The sequence below is a fragment of the Paenibacillus sp. V4I3 genome (assembly GCF_030817215.1).
GTDB lineage: Bacteria > Bacillota > Bacilli > Paenibacillales > NBRC-103111 > Paenibacillus_E.
Window position 1 is genome coordinate 4807328 of the sequence record NZ_JAUSZA010000001.1, and the last position, 24105, is coordinate 4831432.

Below are 24105 nucleotides of genomic sequence, written 5' to 3' on the forward strand. Positions count from 1 at the left end.
CTCATGCCATGAGTTCATTTACACTGATACATAGATACGTATGTCCATAAATGCTTGATTGGGTATGCACCCTAGATATAAATAAATAGGCATGTAACCTTTGTACCAAATCCGGTTGTTTTATACCCTGGTAGAGGCAACATACTTGTTATTATACGTCCTATAAAAATAGGAGAAGGGGGTATATATATGAATTACAGTGAGGCTGTAATGCTAGGGTTAGTAGAAAAATCAACGCTATCGACAACGATGGAAGGTTTCTAGTCGTTTCGCCCGACAAATTCCTAAATCTAGATAAGAAAATGCCAGATGCTGTCTGGTACGAAATGCGGGATAATGCTGATATTGAGTATAAAGGGAAGGCGCTGAGATTACTGCTATTGATTCTGGAAAAGGCGATGCGAGTGGGAGAGTCACAGATATAGAGAAAGCCGGTGAAGGCGTAAACGAGATGTGGATCATTGAAGTGGATGGGGTAAAGTATCGGTTGCTTCGATTTACTCAAGTGTGGATGAAGGAAACACGTTCGAACGTCTCTGACATCAAGGTCGGGGACAAGAAAATGGCAATACGAAACTAGGCGCAGCTATGACGTTTTTTTCATAAGGCTGCGTCTCGTGTTTTAATATGAGCGAGTTATTATGAGGCGTCGGGAGCAGCGATTGTTACTGTAAAACCAAGGTTCTCAAACTTACGAATGAATTGTTTGACGATGACACCTTGCTTTCGTTTTTTGGTGTGTGCAACAACAACAGCCGCTTTACGACCATCTTTACGTGCTGCGATTCGCCTGTATAGGGCTCCGAGATAATTGTCAGATCTGCATACGGATTGTGAAGTTTAAAAAAGTGTCGATCGGAGATATTTGTTTTCTTTGCGAGTTTTCGAGGGTTTTCGTTTACCAGCACTTTCGTTGTGGCATGGCACAAGACCGATCCATGAGCAAAGGTAGGCTGCCCAATTTCGGCTAATATTTGTTCAGCGGTACGTCGGGCAATCCCAGGAATCGTATCATGTGTGCCAAATTATTTGAGAAGTAGGGATGACGTTAATGGGATTAACACTGGAATTCTTACTTGGTAATGAAAAGAAGATTGTTTAAGCGATGAAGGAATTTGATCGGTGTTATAATTGGGTTTATTTGTATTCTTACTTTTAATTTCATATGGAATAATGTCATTTTGCCAAAAAAATCCCTTAGTTTATCTAATTTCCGAAGATATTTTTTGAGATGAAGGATTGTTTTGATATGTTATCCATTTGACCCATCAATATCCATTCCTATAATCGATTACTTCGCAATTCGTTTCGATCCAGACCCGATGATATTTTTTTATTTACGGTCATATTTAAAACCTCCATAATCAATGATCACGATCTGGCCACCCCGCTTTAACCGAATGTTCGGTGCATGTGGTTTATAATAGTGACGTATCCCCTTTGAAGGAATAATTCCATTTGCCCGAAACGTTTTTACCAATTTCTTAAGTTTTAGCTTGTAATTTGAAGAAACTGGAAATTTACGATCATATTTTTTCATGGCAATCCAGTGATATTCTTTATGGTACTCTTTAATCTTAGCTAAATATTTTTTAATTGGTTTCAATAAGGAATTATAAATATTTACTTCAATATGGTTACAACTAATCCCGTTTTTTGATTTGGCAATCTTTATAACATAACCGTTTCCTAAATCGTACACAATTCGCGTTCCACCAGAGCCAATGTGTTTCTTCCCTTTTATTTTTCGCTTAATGGTATCGTCCAGTTTAATTATGGTGATCCCTCATTTCTAACATGAAGATTATTGGTCAAATTAGTATATGCCAAGAATCACGGATTGGAATGTAAATATAAACAACTATGCTGAGAAGTCAACTTGATAACGTAACTTGAATACGGAAAATGGGGTAAAAATGATCCTCTTCTAAAACAACAGAGATTAATAAATCTTTTGAAATCAACTTGTTGGCTAACGTCGACCAGAAACACTTGGGTGGCGGCGCTCATTCGACCACAGGCACGTTTACCGATACTGCACCTATACTGCGGCTGTTATACTCACGTGTAGGTCAACCTTACGCCGGTAATGCCAACGCCTTTTCCTTTAACGACCAGCAAGGCATGTGCCCGGAATGCAATGGCGTCGGCCGCAAGCTCGGAGTGGATTTGGAAAAATCTCTGGACAAGTCCAAATCACTTAGGGAAGGCGCCATTTTGCTTCCAGAGAATGGTGTTGACAGCTGGGATTGGAACATTTGTACCCAGTCAGGTTTGTTTGATAACGACAAAAAGCTGGCCGATTACACCGAGGCGGAAATGGCATAGCTTCTGTACGGCAAACCGCATAAGGTTGAAATGCAAGTCGGAGGTAAACCTGTAAAATTTAGCTTCGAGGGAATAAGTTCAGCGGCAAGTTACATCAAGCGAGATGTCAAAACACGCTACACTTCGAGACTGGAGAACGCTTGTTCTGCAAACTCGCCATTACCTTTACAGCCGTTCCACAGAAATAGAAAGGGGTACATTTTCCAGTCAGTAATTGCTGCGTGGCTTTTTAATTTTAAGGATATATGTTTGTCTGATAGCAGGGAGTCATTAGTACAAAAAATTCGACTGGAAAAACAACCATCAATATAAGGTCCTCAACGCATCGATGGCGAAAGATTTCAGTTCTTCAAACCGTCCACTCCGGATTTTCATGGCCCATGCAGGGTCTGACAACAAAGAGCATCCGACTGCCACCAGATCAAATTCGTTACGATCGAGCCTTTCGATCAAGCCCTCAATGCTGGTGTTCTGGGTCTCTTTCCCTTGCATCAATGAACTCATGAGTTCTTCGTCAAGGCCTACTGATCCGACGGTGATCGTAGGTTTTCCGGTTATTGCTCGGACCCAGCCGGCCATTGGAGGCAGTGAAATGATGAATAAGAAAGACCAAGCATCCGTAACATCCACCAGAAGAGCGATTGTTACGTTGCTGAAACAGCACGGACCTATGGATGCCATTACATTAGCGTCCAAGTTGTCATTGACGGGGATGGTAGTGCGTCAGCATTTATATGAACTACAGAATCAACAGGTCGTTGAATATGAAGAAGAAGCCCGCCCAATGGGCAGACCTGCTAAAATATGGAGGCTGACGACCGTAGCGAATCGTTGGTTTCCTAACGGATATTTGCAGTTATCGGTCGATTTGCTCCAATCGATCCGAGCGTCATTCGGAGAAGAAGGGATTGAGAGAGTACTAGAGGTCAAAAATCTTACACAGTAGAAACAATATCAAGAGCAATTATTGGATGCGACGAATCTGAAGGCCAGGCTACAAAAGCTGTTCATGATGCGCATGAACGAGGGGTATTTCGCAGAAGTACAGGAGCAGGAAGACGGAAGTTACTTATTTATACAGAAGCATTGTCCGATCATCGAGGCTGCCAGCGTATGCAACGGTATTTGTTGCAACGAGCTTGAACTCTTTCAATCGGTACTGGGTGATCATGTTTCTGTCGAACGTGTAGAGTATCTCTTGTCAGGCGGAAGTCGTTGTGCCTATAGGATAACGGAAATCTAGTACTAAATCCTGCCGTTTAAACCGCGGCTAAATCATGTTCTTGTCCTCCGACAACACCACCTAATATATAAGTCTGTCGAGAGTCATAAATCTTTACCGATAATAGACCGCGAAAATCGCGGTCTATTATCGGTATAATATCTTGCGGAAGCTGAAACTCTCCAGTAACATGAGCTTCCACGCCAAAGGGGTTTGGCTGATTCAACCCACTCCTCTGCTCCTTTCTCTTTCATCCGCTGTTCGGATAAGGGACATTAACAGTCTCACGAACAAAAAAAATGCAATTAAGGTTACAAAAGAGTGCATCCAGGTCCAACTGTAGTATTTAATTAATTCGGTATACCTTTCTAAAATGAATTCCACTGTTGTCATTAGAGCACTATATAAAACAGCCTGTGCCAATACCCCGACAAGTTTCGAACGTTTCGTTGTTAGGTTGAAGAGAACATTTAACGTTGGGAATGCAAGATAATCGAACAAAACCGCTGATGAGAAGTATTGACTGAGAAATCGGACGGGATGTTCGTAATAATGCTGTTCAATTAGAATTACGGGAATAAAACTGCTAAAAAATACGGTAATTAGATATACGTATAAACAATCTCCGATAAGTGATTTCTTTAAGATTATGAGTAAACTAATTAAAGAAAGAACAAAAACAGACCATTGAATAATTTGATTATACATTTGGCTACCTCATTTCAAAAATCGCACCTAAATGAAAAAATGATTCATGAACTATATATTTCCAAGAAGGAGAATGTTTAATACGTACACGAAGGGGTTATTAAGCTCTAAACATTCCTCCCTCTGTATGGACTAAGATTTGGACTTTGTCAAAAAAGAGCGCCTCGGTATGATGGGTTTGTGCACGGGTTAGAAACCCAATACCATCAAGGAGGTGCTCTTACTATGAAGTTTAAACAAAACGATGGACAAAATCAACGTATTGAACGAATTACCACCACTCATCTTGTACTAGGTATCGACACCTCGTCTTGCCGGACGCAAAAGTGAAGAAGTACAAAGAGAAAGTCCGCAAGATCACCCGAAGGCAGCAAGGGAACAACCTTGACGAAATCAACCCATCATCGTGACGGTAGCTTAGGATATCTGAAGAAAAGTAGGGGAGTACGCTAACAAAGAACGATAGCAGAGGAGCTTACATCGATGGAGCTCCTCTATTTTTTTTGAAATTATCTCTTGATAAACTCGGTAAATAAAGTATTAGACTGCTGGGTGTTTCAGCATTTACTCCGAAAAATGGAATAAGAATTGCACTTCGGATGGAATCTAACGGAAGGGTATCCATAAAAACTTTCCGAATGGAGCGTTACTACTTATGAGCAACAGATACTGGTTTCGTTTGGCAATGATTTTGGTCCTGTCCCTAGGATTGACGGTCTGCGGTACTAATGCCAATGCTAAAGGCGGGAATCCGCAAGCAAATCCCCAAAATTCCAACACTAATCAAAAGGAGATAAAAAAGCTACCTACAGACAAGAACGCCATTCGTCCGTTTCATGTGAATGTTCCGGAAGCGGAACTTACTGAATTGCGCAGGCGCATAAACACGACAAAATGGCCTGATAAGGAAACGGTCTCGGATCAATCGCAAGGCGTGCAGCTCGCGACGATTCAGGAACTCGCGCGCTATTGGGCGACAGATTACGACTGGCGCAAGATCGAGGCGAAGCTGAACGCCCTGCCGCAGTTCATCACCGAGATCGATGGTCTGGACATTCACTTCATTCACGTTCGTTCGAAGCATAAAGGTGCTATGCCGCTCATCGTCACGCACGGATGGCCCGGCTCGATCATCGAGTTGCTGAAAATTATCGAGCCGCTTACCAATCCCACGGCATATGGCGGGAAGGCATCGGACGCTTTCGATCTGGTGATTCCATCGATGCCTGGCTACGGATTTTCGGGCAAGCCAACCACGATCGGCTGGGATCCCGACCACATAGCACGTGCCTGGGCAGAGCTGATGAAGCGCCTTGGATACACAAAGTATGTGGCGCAGGGAGGCGACTGGGGTGCACTTGTCACGGATTTGATGGCTGTACAGGCGCCTCCGGGACTGGTTGGCATTCACTCCAACATGCCTGGCACGGTTCCGGCCTATATTGATAAGGCGCTCAAGTGCGACAGCCCGCCGCCCTCCGGTCTCTCAGATGACGAAAAGCGCGCGTACAAGCAAATGGACTTCTTTTACAAGCACAGCGGCTACGCCCAATTGATGGGGACGCGCCCGCAGACGCTGACCGGACTGGCGGATTCGCCCGTCGGTTTGGCAGCCTTTATGATTGACCATGACGCGCGTAGTCTGGAGCTGATCTCGAAGGCCTTTGCCGGACACCCCGGAGGCCTTACGCGAGACGATGTCCTCGACAACATCACGCTCTACTGGCTGACTAACACGGCGATTTCTTCGGCTCGTCTCTACTGGGAGAACAAGTACCCCTTTTTCACCGTCAAGGGCGTCTCCATCCCGGTTGCCGTGAGCGTCTTTCCCGACGAGCTCTATCAAGCACCGAAGAGTTGGGCAGAGCGGGCGTATCCCAAACTCATGTATTACAACAAGCTCGACAAGGGCGGACACTTCGCGGCGTGGGAGCAGCCAGAACTTTTCACTGCAGAACTCCGCGCCGCATTCAAGTCGCTACGCTAATCGGAGTTAGGTGGAATACGCTCATGCCGTTATAATTGGTGTAGAAACAGCTCAGAAACTGTACGTCATGTTTAATTAGATCATTGTTTGTATTCAACTGACGGATAACGCTAGGTGCACACCTAGATGTGATGCATAAAGCATTTAATATAAAGTGGTGGCTGCCAATGGACATAATTGAGAGCCTAAATGACAGTGCTGAATTGATTGCTGTAGTAGAAATAGGTGGCAAAGTCGTTGGTTTTGGTTGCGCTCAGAGCTTTCGATCATTCTGTTATAACGGACTTCAAGGAGAGATTACCGAATTGTATGTTGCGGAAGCTGCTCGAAGAAAGGGCATTGCTACTTCATTAATTTTTTATTTGGAAGAAAACCTAAAAAAACGCGGAGTGAAAAGTGTTAAAGTACTAACAGGAAGAAGAAACAATGCTGCGCTTAAAACCTATGAACAATGCAACTATCATCAGGATGATGAGCTCTTGTTGAAGAAAAAGTTGTAGGACTCCACTAACGGGCACGATAGCTCCATAATATTGTATTGCATAGGCTGCCGGGCTTCGCTCGGTGGCTTATTCCGAACGGGTAGTATAGCGTGGAAACACGGCAGGAAAATGAAAAAACTATGCGAATGAATATAATAAATGTCATGGGATGGAGATGGTTATATGGGCTCAAATATAACAGTTATACAATATGATCCCGAGTGGGCTCAATTGTATGAAGAGTTACGAGACTTTGTTCGTCCGGTATTAACCGACCTTGTAGTTACGATAGAATACGTCGGAAGTACATCAGTACCTGGTTTAGCGCCCATGAAGGTGATTTAGGTACATCCCCCCGAAAAAACACCTTGGCATCACTTGTATGTGTGCACGGAAGAAACGCCGAATATAAACGCCATATCCTATTTCGAGATTATTTAAGAGCTCATCCAGAAGACTCGAAAATTTACGGTGACTTGAAGTTAAAACTTGCACAACAATTTCGCAATGAGCGTTCGGCATACACAAATGCTAAGAGTGAATTTGTGAAAGAAATACTGAGACGTGCCGGTTGGAAATAACACGTCGGAATGGTTGAGAGTGGTCATTTGAGAGTAAGAGTATTCTACGGGGGTAATGTATGAAAACCTTTATTTACATGGTCAGGCACGGTGAATCACCTAAAATGGAAGGGAACGAGAGAACACGTGGGCTGACTGACAAGGGTAGGTCAGATGCCAGGATCGTAGCTGAACTATTGAAAGGTGAAGGAATAGATACGTTCATCTCAAGTCCATATAGAAGGGCAATATTAACACTAGAGGAATTAGCCCAGTCTTTAGACAAAAAAATATTGGTTTTTGAGGAACTTAAAGAAATCACTTTTTTAAGTGACGATAAGATAATGCCTGATAAGGAATTGTATCCATTAGTAAAGAAGATGTTTTCTGACCCAGACTTTTTGTCGCCTTGAGGGGAATCTATTACGATTTGTCAAAATCGTGCCATAACAATTTTTAAAAAAATTCTAGAAGAATGTAAAGGACAGAAGGTTGTATTAGGAACTCATGGAGCTGTTATGACAATGATGATGGAGTTGGAACAACCTTGAAGACGTTCAACGAAATGCAATAAAAGAATTATCAAAATTAAAGGGTTACGATGTAATTCCTCTTGCTAAACAATCAAATGATTTGTGTAGTAAAAAATGCTGGGATAATGCCGCGATTGTGTTGGAAAATATTGGTTATCCAGCCAATAAATCGGCATTACCTTATTTAATGGAATGGTTTCAAGACATAACGTGGCCAGGAGTAAGACCGATAATTACGACCATAAGGGATATAGATAAAAAAATATTGATACCGCACATCGAAAATGCATCAACTACAGCAATAAATGAACATGATGATTGTTGGGCAAATGGAATAATTTATTGATAAATGAACTGGATATAGATGAATCAGACTTTATTGACGGCAAGTTACTTGGGAACTTAGAAAAAATGGCTGATAGTTGAAGCAAGCCCTGAGCCGAGTATTCAACTGGAATTTAAAGCTAGCTAACCTTCTATGATTTTCTTACGCTACCCTGAAAGTAGCCGATCAATATGCGAATTTTCATTATTCCGTGGTGCCCGATGAGGGGCATGGTTGGCTAACGAGAAATGATAGTTAAACATCAGAAGGGCTGTCGCGTAGCAGCCCTTCACTCCGCTAACTGGCAGTTTTGTTGAAGATCAATCGAGGTGAACCGTACCATAAGTAATAACACAGTCCATGACTATTCCACTTCGATCGCTTTTACGGTTTCGCCCTCAATTAATACGGGCTGGTAGTAGGTGTTGGTGGGCAAGTCTTTTTTGCCTTGTAAATTCTTAATAACCCAGTCCGCTGCGTCGCGTCCCATTTGTTCTTGGGGGTGGGTTAGCGTCGTTAGTTTGATATTCGCGTTTTTGGCGATATATGAATTGTCCTGGCCAATGATGGATAGCTCGTCTGGAATGGAGATACCCAGTTTTCTGCAGACATGTACGACTTCCAAGCCTACCTCGTCGTTGTAACACACAAGCGCAGTCAAGTCATCCCGATTGTCGTTCAGATACACTTCCAAGTTAGCGGACAGGTCCGACTTCGTCGCCGTATCGAAAGAAAGCACATGCTCTTGCTGGAACCGTAATTTGGCTTCCCCAAGAGCCTTGATAAATCCCTTCATTCTAAACTTCCCTTGCAAATCATCCATTTTCGCGATGATGCCGATCTGGGTATGTCTTTTGGCAATCAGCTCCCGAGTTGCTAGATAGCTGGACTGCACGTCATCCAGACAGAAGAAAGGAACCTCCAACTCTTCATAATAGGCATTGATCATCGTGAACGGAACCTCCTGCTCCTTAAAAGACAGGTAGTAAGCGATATTGGGGTTGTATACATTGCTTCTGGTAGGTTCTATAATCAGTCCATCCACGCCGTAGGACAGCATCATTTCTAACGCCTTTTTTTCCTGGGAGATATCGTTATTTGTACTGGCTAACAGCAAGGAATAGTTATCTTCATTTAATCGGCTTTCAATGCCGCGGATAATGGAGGGAAAGATGTAATCCGAGATATAGGTCGTGATGACGCCAATCGTTTTATTCATGGCTTTCCCACCCGTTCTGGACCGGTATTGGGTGCTGACGTACGTGCCGGATCCTTTCTCGCTTCTTAGGAAACCCTCGTTCGATAACCCCAAAATAGCCTTTCTAACCGTCTGCCGGCTAACGTTGTAGTCCTCCTGCAAAGCGAATTCCGAAGGGATTTTCTCGCCTGCTTTGTACGTTCCCGAGAGGATATAACTTTTAATCTCATCTATGATGATCTGGTACTTTGGCTTCATGCCATCCACTTCTTTCATCGTTGTTCGAAAAGTTGTACGTACACATTCTAACATAAATTGCATGAAATGCAAATGAAGTGATACATATTTATGATTTCGGCGGTACAAATTCCATACTTATCCTTAGGGTGACACTTATGAGGAGACGAATATGGATGGTACTGCAATTTATGTTAGTATAACTATTAGACTATATTGACAAATGTACGTACAGAAAATATACTAAGGCTGTCAGTAAGAGAAAGCGCCTTCTTTCGATCGAAATCGTCCGTTTGTCTCATCGAGTGAACGGTTCGATCGGAATCAGGCTATTATACGATTCGCAATCGTTTGGGTTTAAGCCACGAACAGAGAGGGGAGATACGTGATTATGAATCATGTAGACTTGAAAGAAGCGATAACCAAGGGTGAAACTTCGCTAGGTATCGAATTCGGATCTACGCGGATCAAAGCGGTGTTGATCGATCGTCGTTTCGAGACCATCGCATCGGGAAGCTATGAGTGGGAAAATCTGTTGAAAGACGGATATTGGACGTACAACCAGGAGGATATTATTAAAGGCCTCCAAACCGCTTATCGTGAAATGAAGCAGGAAGTGGAACGGAATTACGGGGTCACCCTCCGAACCGTGGGTTCGATCGGGTTTTCCGCTATGATGCACGGTTATATGGCATTCGACAGCACGGGTGAGCTGCTGGTGCCGTTTCGGACTTGGCGCAACGCAACAACCGGCGCGGCAGCTAGGGAATTAACGGAATTGTTCCAATTTAATATCCCCGAGCGCTGGAGTATCGCTCATTTGTACCAAGCGATATTAAATCAAGAGGAACATGTGCCTCGCATTGATTTCGTAACGACGCTGGCTGGATATATTCACTGGCTGCTGACCGGCAATAAAGCGATCGGCATCGGAGATGCTTCCGGCATCTTCCCTATTGATGAAGCAAGCCGTAATTACCATCCATCGATGGTTAAGCAATTCGATGAACTTATCGCAGCCAAAGGCTATCCGTGGAAGCTTGAGGATCTTCTTCCTAAAGTATATCTCTCCGGCGAGCAAGTTGGTGAACTAACGGAGACGGGAGCCGGCATTCTGGACCTGGCCGGGGATCTGCAGCCTGGTATTCTGCTATGTCCTCCAGAGGGCGATGCCGGCACAGGCATGGTTGCGACGAATAGCGTCAGGAAGCGTACGGGTAACATTTCCGTGGGCACTTCCGTTTTTGCGATGATTATATTGGAGAAAGAATTATCCAAGGTTTATCCGGAGATCGATATGGTCACGACGCCGAACGGCAGTCCGGTCGGCATGGTGCATGCCAACAACTGCTCCAGCGATCTCAACGCCTGGATGGGATTGTTCCGTGAATTCTCCGAGGCCATGGGATACGGCGTAGATTCCGGCAAATTGTTCAGCGTGCTGTTGAATAAGGCATTGGAAGCCGACCCGGATGGCGGAGGTTTGCTTAGCTACGGTTATCTCTCGGGCGAGAATATTACGGGAATCGACAAAGGCCGGCCGTTGTTCGTTCGCTCGCCAGAAAGCAACTTTAATCTGGCTAATTTCATGCGAACGCACTTATTCACTGCTTTCGGAGCATTGAAGCTCGGAATGGACATTTTGACCGAAAACGAACAAGTGGCTATTGACAGCATTTTGGCTCATGGTGGCCTATTCAAGACTCCTGTCGTCGGACAAAAAATCTTAGCGGGCGCGCTGAACGTACCGATCTCGGTCATGTCCACGGCCGGCGAAGGCGGGGCATGGGGCATGGCGCTTCTGGCTTCATATATGATCAACAAGGATCAAGAAGAGAGCCTGGATAAATTCCTCGAGCAGAAGGTCTTTAAAGATGTCGAAGGACAGGAGATTGCTCCGGATGCAACAGATGTAAAAGGGTTCCAAGCATTCATCAAACGATACCAAGCAGGGTTGGCCATCGAACAGGCCGCAGTAGACCATCTGCTAGAGAACGGGAGGGACTAACGTTGTTAGAACAACTGAAAGAAGAGGTATATCAAGCGAATCTGGATTTGCCGAAGCACGGACTCGTAAAATTTACTTGGGGCAATGCGAGCGCCATCGATCGGGAAAGCGGCCTGTTCGTGATCAAACCGAGCGGAGTCAGCTATGAAAAGATGAAAGCGAGCGAAATGGTCGTTGTGGATCTCGACGGTAATGTGGTCGAGGGAGAGCTGAGACCTTCCTCCGATACTGCGACTCACGCCGTGTTGTACAAACACTATCCGCAAATCGGCGGCATCGTGCATACCCACTCGACCTGGGCAACCATCTGGGCGCAAGCGGGATTGGATGTACCCGTCATGGGAACGACGCATGCGGACACCTTCTATGGCGCCGTGCCTTGCGCCCGTTTCTTGAACCAAGCGGAGATTGACCGGGGGTACGAAGCGGAGACGGGCCGTGTCATCATCGAAACGTTCGAGGAGCGCGGGCTGGATGTCATGGCAATCCCGGCCGTCCTGCTCCAGGGACATGCGCCTTTCACTTGGGGGAAAGACGCGAAATCGGCGGTCGTGAACAGCGTCGTGCTGGAGGAAGTTTGCAAAATGAATTTGTATGCGCGGCAATTGAATCATTTTGCAAAAGAACTGCCTCAAGGCATTCTGGATAAACACTATCTTCGGAAACACGGGAAAGATGCCTACTACGGGCAGAAGTAATAGCCTTACCCATTATTAAATACAGAAAAGAGGATGATTAAGATGTCAAAAACAACAGATAAACAGTTTTGGTTCGTCGTAGGTTCGCAACATCTGTACGGGGAAGAAGCGCTGGCTGAAGTGAAAGCTCACGCGCAGACGATGACTGATGCCTTGAATAATAGCGGTGTGCTCCCTTATCCGCTTGTCTTGCAGGACCTGGCAGTAAGCGCGGATAAAATTACAAGCATCATGAAAGAGGTCAACTATCGCGATGAAGTGGCGGGTGTCATCACATGGATGCATACGTTCTCGCCTGCAAAAATGTGGATTCGCGGTACAAAACTGCTGCAGAAGCCTCTGCTTCACTTGGCAACCCAGTTCAATGAAAGCATTCCTTGGGCAACGATTGACATGGACTTCATGAACCTGAACCAAGCCGCTCACGGCGATCGCGAATACGGCTTCATTAATGCCCGTCTGAAGAAACAAAATAAAATCGTCGTAGGCTACTGGGAACGTCCGGAAGTGCAGCAGCAGATTGCGGATTGGATGGACGTTGCGGTTGGCTATAACGAAAGCTTCAACATCAAAGTCGCCCGTTTCGGCGACAACATGCGCAACGTTGGCGTAACGGAAGGGGACAAGGTCGAGGCTCAAATTCAATTCGGATGGACCGTGGACTACTACGGCATCGGCGACCTCGTGCAATACGTGAATGCCGTTACAGAGCAAGAAATTGATGATCTGATGGGCCAGTATGCGGAGCTCTACGAATTCGATTACGGCACGAACAGTAAAGAAGCCTGGGAAGCGAGCGTCAGAATCCAAGCGAGCTATGAAATTGCCATCAAACGTTTCTTGGATGAGAAAGGTTATAATGCCTTCACGACGAACTTCGAAGATTTGCATGGAATGAAACAGCTTCCTGGTCTTGCCGTCCAACGTCTGATGGCGCAGGGCTACGGCTTTGCCGGCGAGGGCGACTGGAAGACGGCCGCGCTCGATCGCTTGCTGAAAGTGATGAGCCGCAATCAAAACACGGGCTTTATGGAGGATTACACCTACGAGATGGCGGCCGGTCAGGAAGCCATCCTGCAATCCCATATGCTCGAGGTAGATCCGACCTTGGCAAGCAACAAACCGACAATCATTGTATCCCCACTCGGAATCGGCGATCGTGAAGATCCGGCGCGTCTCGTATTCGACGGCAAAGCTGGCGAAGGCGTCGTCGTATCCATGGCGGATTTCGGCACTCATTATAAATTGCTGATCAACGAGGTTTCCGCATTCGAGCCGACGGTTCCGGCTCCTAAGCTTCCCGTGGCTCGTGTACTCTGGAGCGTGAAGCCGAACTTCCAGGATGGGGTGAAAGCCTGGATAGAGAATGGTGGCGGCCACCATACCGTCGTTTCCTTGAACCTGACGACAGACCAAATCGTGACCTACGCCAAGCTGGTTAACTTGGAATACGTTGTTATTAAGTAGTCTATAATTAAGGCGAAAAGAAGGCGGACACCCGAGACAATCGAGGAGTTCAGAACTGATGGCGGATCCCGAAAAGGAGAAGCTGGACAGGGGGACGTCGCCGCTTCCTTGAGCAAAATGTAAAAGCCGTTTCTTTCGTAAATAGGTAATTCTATTTACTAAGAAACGGTTTTTTTTGTTTTTCAGAATAACCTTAACCTCATAAGTAAGATCAGATAAGTCATTAGCGCAAATGGTTTGCGAGTTCATAAAAGAGAGGCCGTTCGATTTTGTTCTATTTCGCTTTATTAATGTCACGGAGAACCGTACGCAGCCCAGCGATATTCAAAATCATCGACACAAATTCGTTAGTTAAAATTTTCTCTTGAATCATTTCATTTTTGATATAATATTTGGTAGATAAGAGGATTAGTTTTTAATAAACTGTGGAATCCTGTTGGTAGGAAATAAAGAGAGAAAAGAGGAATGGAAATGTCCTATATCGTTGATTTTAAAGATGTGTCTACGGTTGGTTTAGAGTCTTCACCTGTAGTAGAAGCGCTTGCTGGTTTACGTGCTAATGAAGCCCGTTACTTTATGAACAAATACAAGCATGAATTTACGGTTGTACCAGCTAGCGAAAGTCAGGAGAGCCTTGATTATGTGAACCGAATTTTGAAAGAAGAACGTGATATTGAGTTTGCGGCCAAACCTTTAGAAACGTCGAGTTTTCAAGTGGAAAATATCAAATTTGCCTATGTTTTTTATGAGGACGGGCTTGCGCTCAATGTCATGTATACGGTGGATGACCCTAAGAAGCGCGCCGTTGGTTTTAAGCTTTCTGAGGGGATGGAGGTACCAAAGGAGTTAGAAGAGAAGTTTAAGTTTGCTAGGCAGAAGTCTAAGCTAGCCGGAACAATTCGGGGCTCGTTTTTTGTAATTAAAGGAGAATATTAAAGTAAGGAAAAGCGCAAGTGGAGGAATCCAGCCATTGTGGTCTGTGTCATTTCGCCGGGATCCAGCTATTTTGAGTGTGAAAAGTATAAGCCTCTATTCTGATTGGCGGAATAGAGGCTTTATCTTTTTGCCTGCTCCGCAAGCCAAGCTTCGAGATTTCCATATTTAAATGATCTTCTCTGAGAGAGCATTGTTATTCTTGGTAATGATCGACCGCTTAAGCATTATCCAATTGTTTTTCTGATTACTATGAAAATTCGCGGTTGCAGTGATACGGGGAACCTTATCATAAGTAACAGCGAAATTTGGGTTTAATACTAGGTAGTTTCAATTTTAATTTTTTATCATCTATCCTTTTCTAGTGCTATGTATTATTTTTTCTACTTTTTCAAATGATTTCAATTCGAAATTATCAAAGTTTTGTTTTATATTAACTTGTCTGTTTGGATCTTCGTAGTAATCGACTACACTTGATGGGACACCGTAATCACTTGCAATTCTTAGTTGTTTTCACTTTTGCTAACGATTCGAGTGCTGCGTCAACGGTTTTGAAGGAAATCGGAGAAAGTGGCGGAATAGGCGAAGCCTTACAGATGGATTTAACCCAAAGATCTTCCATTCAGGAGGCCATAACTGAAGTAGGAAAGAAATATGGCGCCATATCAGTTCTAGTCAATAATGCCGTTACCGGCGGCCGGCATCCCGTTCGTATTGCAGAGAGTGACTCAGAGGAATGGCTTCAAATGATTGACCACAATCTTAAAGCGACATACCTTGTAACAAAAATGGTGCTCCCGTTCATGAAAGGCAGTCCATGGGGACGAATTGTTCATGTCTCGTCGGAGATAGCGGAAGACGGCAGCAGGTGCATCCTCCTATAAGACGACAAAAGCCGGATTACACGGTTTCAATGGGGCGCTTGCCGTCGAGCTTGCGAGTGAAGGGATATTTTCCAATGTAGTAAAGAAATATGGCGCCATATCAGTTCTAGTCAATAATGCCGTTACCGGCGGCCGGCATCCCGTTCTTATTGCAGAGAGTGACTCAGAGGAATGGCTTCAAATGATTGACCACAATCTTAAAGCGACATACCTTGTAACAAAAATGGTGCTCCCGTTCATGAAAGGCAGTCCATGGGGACGAATTGTTCATGTCTCGTCGGAGATAGCGGAAGACGGCAGCAGGTGCATCCTCCTATATGACGACAAAAGCCGGATTACACGGTTTCAATGGGGCGCTTGCCGTCGAGCTTGCGAGTGAAGGGATATTTTCCAATGTAGTCTTACCCGGACTAACGTTGACGGAACGCAACTTGAGGGATCTTCCGGCTGAAATGCTGCAAAATTTCACTTCATCCATACCTGCCAAGCGGTTAGGAACGCCAGATTGTGTAGCAAGCCTCATCACGTTTCTTGGTTCAACCGCAAACACTTTCGTCAATGGCGAAATAATTCGTGTAACTGGCGGCAAATAACCTGGAAGGGGATTCTATCCATGAGTAACCATGATCAAGCAATCCATATCGTTGGCGTCTGCGGAGGTACTAGGGAAGGTTCTTATAATCGTACGCTGCTACACACAGCAGCAAGTCTGTTTCCAGAGCAAATCGTTTACCAGGAAGCCAATATCACATCTTTACCCTTTTATAATCAGGATCATGAGGCGAATCTGTTGCTATTATTGGTGCTAGTCGGGGAATGTTCGGGCCGGTTCGAAGTCACATGCATCTTAGGGATGTATTGTTCGGATGTAATGCTGCAACGATAAGCAGACCGGAGGTTTACGTAAACCATGTCTCATCGAAAATAGATGCTGACGGCAATGTCACTGATGAAGCGGTGGTAACACTTCTGAAGTCGGCGGTTGAAGAATTGGTTAATGCTATAGCCACCAGAGCTGGACTAAGATAATGATGATAACAAATACGATAGCGCCAAGTTGAACAGGTTGCCGAACAAATTGGCAGCCTGTTCAACTCCCTCAGAAACTATAGCTCAAACAGAACGAAACGAGGCTGCCGGCACATGATATGCTCCCCTTTAAGTAGACAGGTTAAATAAACAAACCGCTACTTGAAGGGGAGTTTTCTTTGTCCAAAAAGAATCAATATAACGCTATAGAGAAATTAGCGGTTATTAAAGAATGGGAAGAAGGCACTGGTAATCGGGCGGAAGTTGCCCAGAGGTACAACATCAGTATCAATACCTTAGTGAAATGGCGACATCGGTATGAATTGTACGGGATGGAAGGATTAGAAATCCGAAGTGGTAAAAGTAGCTATTCCGTGGAACTTAAGCTTCGAGCTGTTCACGATTATTTCTCAGGTCAATATTCTCAATACGAAATCATCGATAAGTACAAAATTGCTAGTCGTACCCAACTCAAACGTTGGATTGACAAGTATAATGGTCATAGCAGCTTTAAACCAGATAACAAGGGAGCAAGAGCTATGACAAAAGGTCGATCTACAACATGGCAGGAACGAATCGATATTGTACTCTACTGTCTTACACATCAGCATGACTACCGGAAAGCCGCGGAGCAGTATCAGGTCTCCTACCATCAAGTGTTCCAGTGGGTAAAAAAGTACGAAGATGGTGGACAGGATTCATTAAAAGACGGTCGGGGACGGAAAAAGGCAACGACGGAAACGTTAAACGAAGCGGATCACCAGAAGCTCGCAATGAAGAAGCTGGAGTATGAAAATGAACGACTTAGAGCGGAGAATGCATTCTTAAAAAAGTTACAGGAATTGCAAAGGAGGCGACGTTAAGCGGGCACCGACAGGAACATGTTTACCTGGCTATCCAGTCCATCCAGCAGGAAGATACGTTTAGTCTACAGCTGCTGTGTGAGATTGCCGAGGTCCCACGGTCAAGCTATTACAAATGGCTCAACCACAAACCTAGTTTGCGTGAACAAGAAAATGAGGGGCTTATAGAGGCTTTGCTTTTCCTGCATGAGAAAGTTGGTGGCATTTACGGATACCGGCGACTAACCCTTCATTTGCGTCGACAAACCAAGCAGCGGATTAACCACAAACGTGTGTATCGCCTTATGAAGCTGGCAAGAATCCAATCGGTTATTCGCAGAAAGAGAAAGAAACATACACATTCCACGCCTCAACATATTGCCCAGAATCTGTTAAAACGTGAGTTCCACGCAGAGTCCCCAAACGAAAAGTGGTTGACAGATGTAACGGAGTTGAAATACGGCAATGGCCAGAAGGCCTATCTCAGCGCCATTCTAGATCTCCATGATAACACTGTAGTCTCCTATGTTTTGGGACACTCCAACAACAATAGTCTTGTATTCCAAACCGTCAAATTGGCCTTACGAGCGACACCAGGAAGCAAACCGATGCTTCATAGTGATCGGGGCTTTCAGTACACCTCTTTAAAATTTAAGAGGTTATTTGGCGAGAAACTCACCCAGAGCATGTCCCGGGTTGGCAGGTGCATTGATAATGGTCCCATGGAAGCATTCTGGGGAATTCTTAAATGTGAGAGGTATTATTTGCGTTCATACACTACCTTTGAGGATCTGAAGAAAGACATTGATACCTACATCTATTTTTACAATAATGAACGATTACAGGCGAAATTAAACGGCCTTAGTCCAATGGAATTTAGGACCAAGACCGCTTAGAATTTTTAATTTTTTGTACTGTCTACTTGACGGGGTGCAGTTCACACAAACGGCAGCCTTACTTCGTTAGCAGTTTAGTGAAAAAGGAATCAAGTGGTAATAATAAACTAAATTATTGTGCAGACGGGACGTTGAAATAAATGGGATTTGTCGGTACTCCTCTATGGGACATTATTTATTTCCCTTTTATGGCGTTATAATAGCGCTTCTTACCTGGGGACTCTACAGAGAAGAAAAGAAAAATACAAATAACACTGACGCGGGCAATGATTGAAATGAAAGGTTAGAGGTTTTTCAACGGATAACAAGTGCTCATCAAAGGTTGCCAACATCGGTCATACTCGGTCCATCTAGACGGAGGACTTTGCTTCCTTGAATTCCTGAATAAAAAGTAAATATAAGGCGAATAATTGCCTAGTAATGAAATCCACCTTAAGGAGGCTTGCAATGACTGAAAACAACCAGTTTGATGAAGTCGAAGACTTCATCAGCTTTGAAGCTATGTCGGCTATGACTGATGCTGAGATGCCAGATGAAAGCGAAAATCCTGATGATCATGATCCGAAGAAAGTTAATCAATTCGATAATCAATTCTTATATCCGCCGATTAATCCGCATCCTCGAAATGACTTAGAATAGTGTCATCTGCCAATGTAGACAATTAGTATCCGATGAAGTTTGGTTCTCGTCAAAGGGAACGATAGCTCGCTTGAGGCTGCCGACAATGCAGCCTTTTTTTCACTTTCGGGCAGGTTACTTCAAGTTGATTTGGGAAAAATGAATCCAAATATCTCATTAAGTTATTGGGCAGGTTTACGCAATAACACTTCTGAGGATATTTACAAATTATTAGTAATCATTTTTTGTCATTAGGTAACTATTCCCAGTTTAGAGCGTCTATACATAAAAGGAAGGCGTAGTAATAGGTGTAAAAAAAATTGAGACAAACGAAACAACGAAACAAACAACCGAACCAATAATCGATCCAACACAGAATGTGCTACTTTAAATCGTGAAACTAAAAGAAAAGAAGGGAAAGGAGATCCAGAGATGAGAATACTTTCCGTTCTGCTACTCCTTTGTGGAGACATCATGGCCTCTGGTTGCCAGCAAGATAGAACTCCGTCCATGGCTGTTTCGACCTTCGAAGCTATCCCGGAAAAAATCCAGAAAGAGCAGAATGCCTCCACCTACGAGGTTACGGACGCAACTACATCCTCAACTCAAGTTTCAAAGAAGGCCCCCGAAGTATCTGTCCCGGCATATGGCCTGTGGGGTTAGACCGGTGTTTGAAGTGAACAAAGGTGATGCTTTTCGCATATTAGCGGCACAAGACGATTACGTCCAAGTCGAATCCCAAGATCTAAGAGGCTGGATTCCCGCGTTCTATTTCAGCAAGAAAGCCGCCAATATTCATACGGAAGCCCCTTATGAGATGATCGTCGCGAAGGAAGTGCCAGTGTCTTCTGCTCCTGGACAGCAAGCAAAAGAACCGCATTTGGACTTATGGGCTGGCAAGGTGGTCCTTATTAAAAAATCCTATGAGGATTGGGTGGCTGTGCGTATCGTACAGTATGGTGCGGAATATGGCGCAGATATGTGGGTGCCAAAGTCCTCCTTACATGTTTACGATCCGGTAAATGCCAAGGAGGGTAGACTTGCGCTGCACTCGACCATCTATGATGAACACGGTCATATTAAAGATGAAGAGTGGGTCAATTCGGTCTTTATTCAGGCAGAGACGCAAATAGATAAGATCGGTTCTGTATATCAAATTATTGGTCCAGGAGGACAAATAGGGTATATTCGGGTAATAGATTTTATCCCGAATCCGTTCATTGATAACTAAAATCCTGTTGAATCTATCAGATCTGCCTAAATCTCTAATTGATCGGCTGCCTGTTAAGTTAACGGGAGTTTAGCTATAAAATTATATTTTTTCACCTTTTATTTGTGCGATGTTATTAAATTAATCAGTGGATTCAGTATTATAATTTCGCATGCGTTAGAAAAGCTATCTATCCGCAAAAAGGAGACTATCTGAGTGAAAAACGTTATTCCGCTGGGGATATTATTGCTCGTTCTAGTGCTTACGGGATGTGGTGACAGGATGGCGAACCTTGAAAATGGTACCTCTTCGACAGTATTGTCGGATACCACAATGGCATCTGTATCTAAGTTTCCTCACAGCTCAATGCCAGTTTCGTCTCCACCAGCTACAGAGGCAAACTTAGTATTAGAAGATAAATCAATTAGAGCAATAGGGACGCATTCGGATGGGCGACTTCTCGTCAAACCTGCGAACAAAGCGAGCGTAGCCCCTCTAGGGGCACCTAGTTGTTATGGGGTTGAAACTGATCTCCGTTGGTCAGGGGACTATGACATGGTATGGGAATTTGGGGAAAACTTAACACAAATTATGACATTTCCAATTGACTTCGAAATTGTACAACAAAAAGATTCGCCAGTCATCATGCAGTCATTTACCTTTGAAGATACGGATATATTTACCTATGTTCCTCGTTATACAGATTGTCATGGTCTCGAAACATACCTTTTCGGAGTATGTAATGGGAAGGCTTTTCCGATATCGCTTGAGATAAAACCCGGAGTGAATTGGATGGCTATAAGCCAAATGCCGCACCGTCTATTAAAGGTTGCCAACGGAGAATTCATCGTTACCGGCGGATACGCGGCGGGACAGGATTTCATTAACGTCTATCACTTCCGATATGATCCAAAGAAAAAGTCAATGATTCTGAAAAGTACAGATCAAATGATGCCGAACGATATGTAATACAACATGAGCTGCGGCATTGTGAAGTAAAAGGAAATGGACAGAGTTCACTCATGAGCAACTCAAAAGCGGACTTTTTGATTGCTCTGCTGGTACTGATTGAGCTAACGAGAAAGTATGACAAGTACTGCTATAAGCGACTAACAGCGTGAAAAGCAGGAGATTACAATGAGTAATCTTAACTTTACAACCGAGGATGGGAATGACGGAACCATGTATCCCGAAACCATTCCGCCAATACTCCTGCGCGCGTCATGACTAACAGGTCATGTGGTGTGAAGTACAGGTAGATTCGGCAGAACGAAGGCTAGAGCCATTCGAATAGAAAAGGTATGCTAACGGATATGCCGCGTGGCTGAAAAACTGGATATGGTGAGAATGTTCAAACAGACTGAACTGACGAACTTCCGAATGTACAGGTCTAAAGTTAGAACATATGGAAACATATGTACCATCAAACGATGGGGTGGGCGGCGTAAAGTAAAAATTTTTTCTATGAAATACGCTATGCCGAACAATGGCGGCATTGGTCTCACAGGCTTAGAGGAAGCACCTAAGTCCAGTAAGAATAGCTAGGATGTAAGGAACTTGGAAAGCAAGGGACGTTGCAACAAGGGCTGTTACCCGAAACGGTTGTTATAAGGCGCATGCCGAAATACATTAATCCTTGTGAGGGTAGGGGCACGACTGATGAATCTCCTGTAATGGGAGTGGAGGAACAGCCCCAAGTCTAACTGAAAAGAAAGATTATATTCCAAGCGTGAATTGCACCGATCAGGTAGGAACGTGGGGACATCACTTCTTAGAGAAGGTGATGCCACAGTGCAAGCTACTGGGATGACTTAACGGTCCATATCCTAGAGTAACGAGGAACTTATGATCTAGTAAAGTCAGTTAGAGGGAACGCGGAGTGCTGGGAAACTAGCACGCTCCGTGTGGAACAGGGGAAAAGCTGGAGATAACATCAAATGCTTACCTATTGTTACCGATAGTTAACATCAGAAGGGCTGCTGTGTGGCAGTTTTCACTCTGTTAACTGGCAGTTTACAAAAGATGGATTAGTTGATTACTGTGGCATCAAGGAGGGGAATGATGAAGATAGTTGTTGCAACTGATTCAGACTATGAATACATACGAGAACGTGACCATCATATTTTAGAGAACTTAATATTGCCAAAAATAAAGAAAAATGAAATATACATACTACGGAACCAAGATGAAAGTAATATTGGATGGATGAGATACGGGTATTTCTGGGATAACACCCCCTTCATGAATATGATTTGGGTCGACGAACAATATCGAGGCAAGGGTGTAGGCAAGCAAGTTGTCCTCTTATGGGAAGATCAAATGAAACAAAATGGCTTTAAATTGGTTATGACGTCTACTCAGGCTAATGAGGAGGCACAGCACTTCTACAGAAATTTAGGATATCGGGATGCGGGATGTTTATTACTCGAAAATGAGCCGATGGAAATCATTCTGACTAAAAAATTAATTTAAACCACGGGTTACTAACGTTAAAGAATAGTTGTATGTTGGGATGTGGGAGTGTATATGGAAGAATTCTTATATTACTATTACGATAAATCAACGGGTCCCTTTCGTAATTTATCTGATCTAGAAGCGGATAAAGCTGAACGAGTTCTCAACAATATCCGTCTTCAAAAGAAAGGATTCGCTAGAAAACGCTCTATGGATGTAATCTTGAAATAATGGCAAGGGAATTGTTTATATTAAAAGGTGGGAAGCCAACGCGAAATCATCCCCATAACATGACTATTGGGGAGTGTCCTTGGTTTTTGGATTGGTATCCAAAGGGTGGGAAACTTCAAATTTCAATGAAAGATTTCGAATCGCATAGCGTTAGTTTTACTTATGGTGATTTATTCCCGACTATGAGATTCAAAGATGATAAGCCGTATCGAGGTCAGGTCTACACCATGGATGAGATTTGTAATAAATGAATACGGATTACCACAAGAGTGGAATTCAGAGGGAAATTAAGGACCAGAGCCATATATAGAAGTACAAATTTGGGATGACAAACCTTTGAAGGGTTATTGAACAAACGAGAAACGATAGTGAAGGAGCTTGCCCTCGCGGCAGCTCCTTTTTCTGTTCATTCAAGTAACGGGCAGTAGAGCGTGGTGGATACTTCCAGTGGATATGCTGTTAAGAGTTAGTCTTAATCTCATAATACGAACGGGCAGGATACCCTGATTGAAAGAAGAATTTTATGCGGAAAACCCACAGTATAAAGATATAAGCAAAAGAATATGATGAGTAACGTATAAGGAGGAAGATAGTGTACTTGAAGAATGACTATAAGATATTGCGCAAGTCATTTGAACAATCCGCGAGCCTTTATCAACTGGCGCGTCCGGATTTCCCGGAAGAATTGTTCGATGATTTAATTCATGCGACAAATTTGCATCCAGGTGATCGTTTGTTGGAAGTGGGTCGTGCTCTACAGGAAAGGCTACTCTTCCGTTAACCAAGCGCGGATTTAAAAATCACGTGCGTAGAACTTGGCGCTGAGCTCGCTGCAGTTGCCCGTCAAAACCTTGTCGGAATGGACGTCGACATAATCACGGGAAGTTTCGAAGACTGGCAACCAGAGACGGAGAAAGGGATTGATTTGGTATTCGCTGCAACCGCTTGGAAATGGGTTGATCCCGAAGTTCGATACATCAAGGCATGGCAAGTCCTTCGTTCAGGCGGACATCTGGCATTTTGGAACGCAGATCACGTTTTTCCAGACGGTGGGGACCCATTCTTCCGTGAAATTCAAGCCGTTTACTATGAGATCGGCGAGGGTAATTCGGTAGACAACAACGAATGGCCGCGACCAGGGGAACTACGCGAGCAAAGAGATGAGATTGAGAAAAGCGGGCTGTTTGAGGTTGTTCACGTTTGACACTTCGATTGGGAGCGCATTTATCATGTTGATGAGTACATTAAACTCCTC

The 24105-nt window shown here is 44.1% G+C and carries 29 protein-coding genes and 2 pseudogenes; 26 read left to right on the forward strand and 5 right to left on the reverse strand.

The window, feature by feature from the left end; all coding sequences use genetic code 11:
* Window positions 1-451: 451 nt before the first annotated feature.
* Window positions 452-580 carry a hypothetical protein gene (locus QFZ77_RS22085; protein ID WP_307442706.1) on the forward strand — a complete coding sequence of 43 codons (129 nt, stop codon included), beginning with the start codon at window positions 452-454 and terminating at the stop codon, window positions 578-580.
* A gap of 260 nt (window positions 581-840) precedes the next feature.
* On the opposite strand, the gene QFZ77_RS22090 is transcribed toward QFZ77_RS22085, so the two are convergent.
* Together QFZ77_RS22090 and QFZ77_RS22095 are read right to left on the reverse strand one after the other, a co-directional pair.
* Entirely contained in the window at window positions 841-927 is an 87-nt protein-coding gene (locus QFZ77_RS22090; protein ID WP_307606923.1) for a hypothetical protein, read from the reverse strand.
* A 406-nt stretch (window positions 928-1333) separates the two neighbouring features.
* The gene (locus QFZ77_RS22095) at window positions 1334-1702 is read right to left on the reverse strand and encodes a hypothetical protein (RefSeq protein WP_307442707.1); all 369 of its coding nucleotides are present in this window, start codon (window positions 1700-1702) and stop codon (window positions 1334-1336) included.
* A gap of 266 nt (window positions 1703-1968) precedes the next feature.
* Between QFZ77_RS22095 and QFZ77_RS22100 the strand changes: the two genes are divergently transcribed.
* From QFZ77_RS22100 to QFZ77_RS22110, 3 genes are all read left to right on the forward strand, one after another.
* A complete protein-coding gene (locus QFZ77_RS22100) occupies window positions 1969-2328 on the forward strand; it encodes a hypothetical protein (RefSeq protein ID WP_307442709.1) in 360 nt (119 codons plus the stop codon).
* Between the two features lie 592 nt (window positions 2329-2920).
* Entirely contained in the window at window positions 2921-3274 is a 354-nt protein-coding gene (locus tag QFZ77_RS22105) for a helix-turn-helix transcriptional regulator (protein ID WP_307442711.1), read from the forward strand.
* Between the two features lie 21 nt (window positions 3275-3295).
* Window positions 3296-3571, forward strand: coding sequence for a helix-turn-helix domain-containing protein (locus QFZ77_RS22110; protein ID WP_307442713.1), 276 nt, complete (start codon window positions 3296-3298; stop codon window positions 3569-3571).
* 16 nt (window positions 3572-3587) lie between these two features.
* Here QFZ77_RS22110 and QFZ77_RS22115 read toward each other — a convergent pair whose 3' ends face one another.
* Both QFZ77_RS22115 and QFZ77_RS37880 read right to left on the reverse strand, forming a co-directional pair.
* Window positions 3588-3776, reverse strand: coding sequence for a hypothetical protein (locus QFZ77_RS22115; protein ID WP_307442715.1), 189 nt, complete (start codon window positions 3774-3776; stop codon window positions 3588-3590).
* Window positions 3773-4258 (reverse strand): CBO0543 family protein, encoded by a 486-nt coding sequence (locus QFZ77_RS37880; RefSeq protein WP_373462634.1) that lies wholly within the window; start codon window positions 4256-4258, stop codon window positions 3773-3775. The genes QFZ77_RS22115 and QFZ77_RS37880 overlap by 4 nt, the downstream gene beginning before the upstream one ends.
* Window positions 4259-4913: 655 nt before the next feature.
* Between QFZ77_RS37880 and QFZ77_RS22120 the strand changes: the two genes are divergently transcribed.
* From QFZ77_RS22120 to QFZ77_RS37895, 6 genes and pseudogenes are all read left to right on the forward strand, one after another.
* Entirely contained in the window at window positions 4914-6245 is a 1332-nt protein-coding gene (locus QFZ77_RS22120; protein WP_307442718.1) for an epoxide hydrolase family protein, read from the forward strand.
* Window positions 6246-6412: 167 nt separating this feature from the next.
* Window positions 6413-6745: a GNAT family N-acetyltransferase gene (locus QFZ77_RS22125; protein WP_307442719.1), complete on the forward strand. Its 333-nt coding sequence runs from the start codon at window positions 6413-6415 to the stop codon at window positions 6743-6745.
* A gap of 165 nt (window positions 6746-6910) precedes the next feature.
* A complete protein-coding gene (locus QFZ77_RS37885; RefSeq protein WP_373462635.1) occupies window positions 6911-7072 on the forward strand; it encodes a GrpB family protein in 162 nt (53 codons plus the stop codon).
* Between the two features lie 41 nt (window positions 7073-7113).
* A complete protein-coding gene (locus tag QFZ77_RS37890; protein WP_373462758.1) occupies window positions 7114-7308 on the forward strand; it encodes a GrpB family protein in 195 nt (64 codons plus the stop codon).
* Between the two features lie 59 nt (window positions 7309-7367).
* Window positions 7368-7820, forward strand: a pseudogene (locus QFZ77_RS22130) (histidine phosphatase family protein); the annotation flags it as partial.
* Window positions 7821-7956: 136 nt separating this feature from the next.
* Entirely contained in the window at window positions 7957-8166 is a 210-nt protein-coding gene (locus QFZ77_RS37895; protein ID WP_373462636.1) for a DUF5071 domain-containing protein, read from the forward strand.
* A gap of 343 nt (window positions 8167-8509) precedes the next feature.
* On the opposite strand, the gene QFZ77_RS22135 is transcribed toward QFZ77_RS37895, so the two are convergent.
* Window positions 8510-9601, reverse strand: a complete 1092-nt coding sequence (locus QFZ77_RS22135; RefSeq protein ID WP_307442721.1) for a GntR family transcriptional regulator — start codon at window positions 9599-9601, stop codon at window positions 8510-8512.
* A gap of 370 nt (window positions 9602-9971) precedes the next feature.
* Between QFZ77_RS22135 and QFZ77_RS22140 the strand changes: the two genes are divergently transcribed.
* From QFZ77_RS22140 to QFZ77_RS22215, 16 genes and pseudogenes are all read left to right on the forward strand, one after another.
* Window positions 9972-11588: a xylulokinase gene (locus tag QFZ77_RS22140; RefSeq protein WP_307442723.1), complete on the forward strand. Its 1617-nt coding sequence runs from the start codon at window positions 9972-9974 to the stop codon at window positions 11586-11588.
* A 2-nt stretch (window positions 11589-11590) separates the two neighbouring features.
* Window positions 11591-12286, forward strand: coding sequence for an L-ribulose-5-phosphate 4-epimerase (locus tag QFZ77_RS22145; RefSeq protein WP_307442725.1), 696 nt, complete (start codon window positions 11591-11593; stop codon window positions 12284-12286).
* Window positions 12287-12328: 42 nt separating this feature from the next.
* On the forward strand, window positions 12329-13753 hold the full coding sequence (gene araA / locus QFZ77_RS22150; RefSeq protein ID WP_307442727.1) for an L-arabinose isomerase: 1425 nt from the start codon (window positions 12329-12331) through the stop codon (window positions 13751-13753).
* Between the two features lie 471 nt (window positions 13754-14224).
* Entirely contained in the window at window positions 14225-14689 is a 465-nt protein-coding gene (locus QFZ77_RS22155; protein ID WP_307442729.1) for a phage tail protein, read from the forward strand.
* Window positions 14690-15180: 491 nt separating this feature from the next.
* On the forward strand, window positions 15181-15570 hold the full coding sequence (locus QFZ77_RS22160) for an SDR family NAD(P)-dependent oxidoreductase (protein ID WP_307442731.1): 390 nt from the start codon (window positions 15181-15183) through the stop codon (window positions 15568-15570).
* A 97-nt stretch (window positions 15571-15667) separates the two neighbouring features.
* Window positions 15668-16163, forward strand: a pseudogene (locus QFZ77_RS22165) (SDR family NAD(P)-dependent oxidoreductase).
* A 20-nt stretch (window positions 16164-16183) separates the two neighbouring features.
* Window positions 16184-16456: an NADPH-dependent FMN reductase gene (locus QFZ77_RS22170; protein WP_307442733.1), complete on the forward strand. Its 273-nt coding sequence runs from the start codon at window positions 16184-16186 to the stop codon at window positions 16454-16456.
* A gap of 322 nt (window positions 16457-16778) precedes the next feature.
* On the forward strand, window positions 16779-17462 hold the full coding sequence (locus tag QFZ77_RS22175) for a helix-turn-helix domain-containing protein (protein WP_307435529.1): 684 nt from the start codon (window positions 16779-16781) through the stop codon (window positions 17460-17462).
* The gene (locus tag QFZ77_RS22180; protein WP_307449187.1) at window positions 17441-18337 is read left to right on the forward strand and encodes an IS3 family transposase; all 897 of its coding nucleotides are present in this window, start codon (window positions 17441-17443) and stop codon (window positions 18335-18337) included. Before QFZ77_RS22175 ends, QFZ77_RS22180 begins: the two co-directional genes overlap by 22 nt.
* Window positions 18338-18784: 447 nt before the next feature.
* Window positions 18785-18976: a hypothetical protein gene (locus QFZ77_RS22185; protein WP_307442734.1), complete on the forward strand. Its 192-nt coding sequence runs from the start codon at window positions 18785-18787 to the stop codon at window positions 18974-18976.
* A 646-nt stretch (window positions 18977-19622) separates the two neighbouring features.
* Window positions 19623-20186 carry an SH3 domain-containing protein gene (locus QFZ77_RS22190; protein WP_307442736.1) on the forward strand — a complete coding sequence of 188 codons (564 nt, stop codon included), beginning with the start codon at window positions 19623-19625 and terminating at the stop codon, window positions 20184-20186.
* Between the two features lie 195 nt (window positions 20187-20381).
* Window positions 20382-21134: a hypothetical protein gene (locus QFZ77_RS22195; protein ID WP_307442737.1), complete on the forward strand. Its 753-nt coding sequence runs from the start codon at window positions 20382-20384 to the stop codon at window positions 21132-21134.
* A gap of 1092 nt (window positions 21135-22226) precedes the next feature.
* Complete coding sequence (locus tag QFZ77_RS22200) at window positions 22227-22637, forward strand: GNAT family N-acetyltransferase (protein ID WP_307449732.1); 411 nt, start codon at window positions 22227-22229, stop codon at window positions 22635-22637.
* Window positions 22638-22691: 54 nt separating this feature from the next.
* Entirely contained in the window at window positions 22692-22850 is a 159-nt protein-coding gene (locus QFZ77_RS22205) for a hypothetical protein (RefSeq protein ID WP_307442738.1), read from the forward strand.
* A gap of 592 nt (window positions 22851-23442) precedes the next feature.
* On the forward strand, window positions 23443-23631 hold the full coding sequence (locus QFZ77_RS22210; protein WP_307442739.1) for a hypothetical protein: 189 nt from the start codon (window positions 23443-23445) through the stop codon (window positions 23629-23631).
* Window positions 23632-23649: 18 nt separating this feature from the next.
* Window positions 23650-24054: a class I SAM-dependent methyltransferase gene (locus QFZ77_RS22215; RefSeq protein ID WP_307449733.1), complete on the forward strand. Its 405-nt coding sequence runs from the start codon at window positions 23650-23652 to the stop codon at window positions 24052-24054.
* Window positions 24055-24105 lie beyond the last annotated feature (51 nt).

Excerpts from the sequence above, each read along its gene's own strand:
- QFZ77_RS22170 (WP_307442733.1), top strand. The coding sequence starts at position 16,184 with ATGAGTAACCATGATCAAGCAATCCATATCGTTGGCGTCTGCGGAGGT.
- QFZ77_RS37880 (WP_373462634.1), bottom strand. The coding sequence starts at position 4,258 with ATGTATAATCAAATTATTCAATGGTCTGTTTTTGTTCTTTCTTTAATT.
- QFZ77_RS22205 (WP_307442738.1), top strand. The coding sequence starts at position 22,692 with ATGGAAGAATTCTTATATTACTATTACGATAAATCAACGGGTCCCTTT.
- QFZ77_RS22135 (WP_307442721.1), bottom strand. The coding sequence starts at position 9,601 with ATGAAGCCAAAGTACCAGATCATCATAGATGAGATTAAAAGTTATATC.
- QFZ77_RS22140 (WP_307442723.1), top strand. The coding sequence starts at position 9,972 with ATGAATCATGTAGACTTGAAAGAAGCGATAACCAAGGGTGAAACTTCG.
- QFZ77_RS37885 (WP_373462635.1), top strand. The coding sequence starts at position 6,911 with ATGGGCTCAAATATAACAGTTATACAATATGATCCCGAGTGGGCTCAA.
- araA (WP_307442727.1), top strand. The coding sequence starts at position 12,329 with ATGTCAAAAACAACAGATAAACAGTTTTGGTTCGTCGTAGGTTCGCAA.
- QFZ77_RS22085 (WP_307442706.1), top strand. The coding sequence starts at position 452 with ATGTGGATCATTGAAGTGGATGGGGTAAAGTATCGGTTGCTTCGATTT.
- QFZ77_RS22105 (WP_307442711.1), top strand. The coding sequence starts at position 2,921 with ATGATGAATAAGAAAGACCAAGCATCCGTAACATCCACCAGAAGAGCG.
- QFZ77_RS22155 (WP_307442729.1), top strand. The coding sequence starts at position 14,225 with ATGTCCTATATCGTTGATTTTAAAGATGTGTCTACGGTTGGTTTAGAG.
- QFZ77_RS22200 (WP_307449732.1), top strand. The coding sequence starts at position 22,227 with ATGAAGATAGTTGTTGCAACTGATTCAGACTATGAATACATACGAGAA.
- QFZ77_RS22185 (WP_307442734.1), top strand. The coding sequence starts at position 18,785 with ATGACTGAAAACAACCAGTTTGATGAAGTCGAAGACTTCATCAGCTTT.
- QFZ77_RS22125 (WP_307442719.1), top strand. The coding sequence starts at position 6,413 with ATGGACATAATTGAGAGCCTAAATGACAGTGCTGAATTGATTGCTGTA.
- QFZ77_RS22120 (WP_307442718.1), top strand. The coding sequence starts at position 4,914 with ATGAGCAACAGATACTGGTTTCGTTTGGCAATGATTTTGGTCCTGTCC.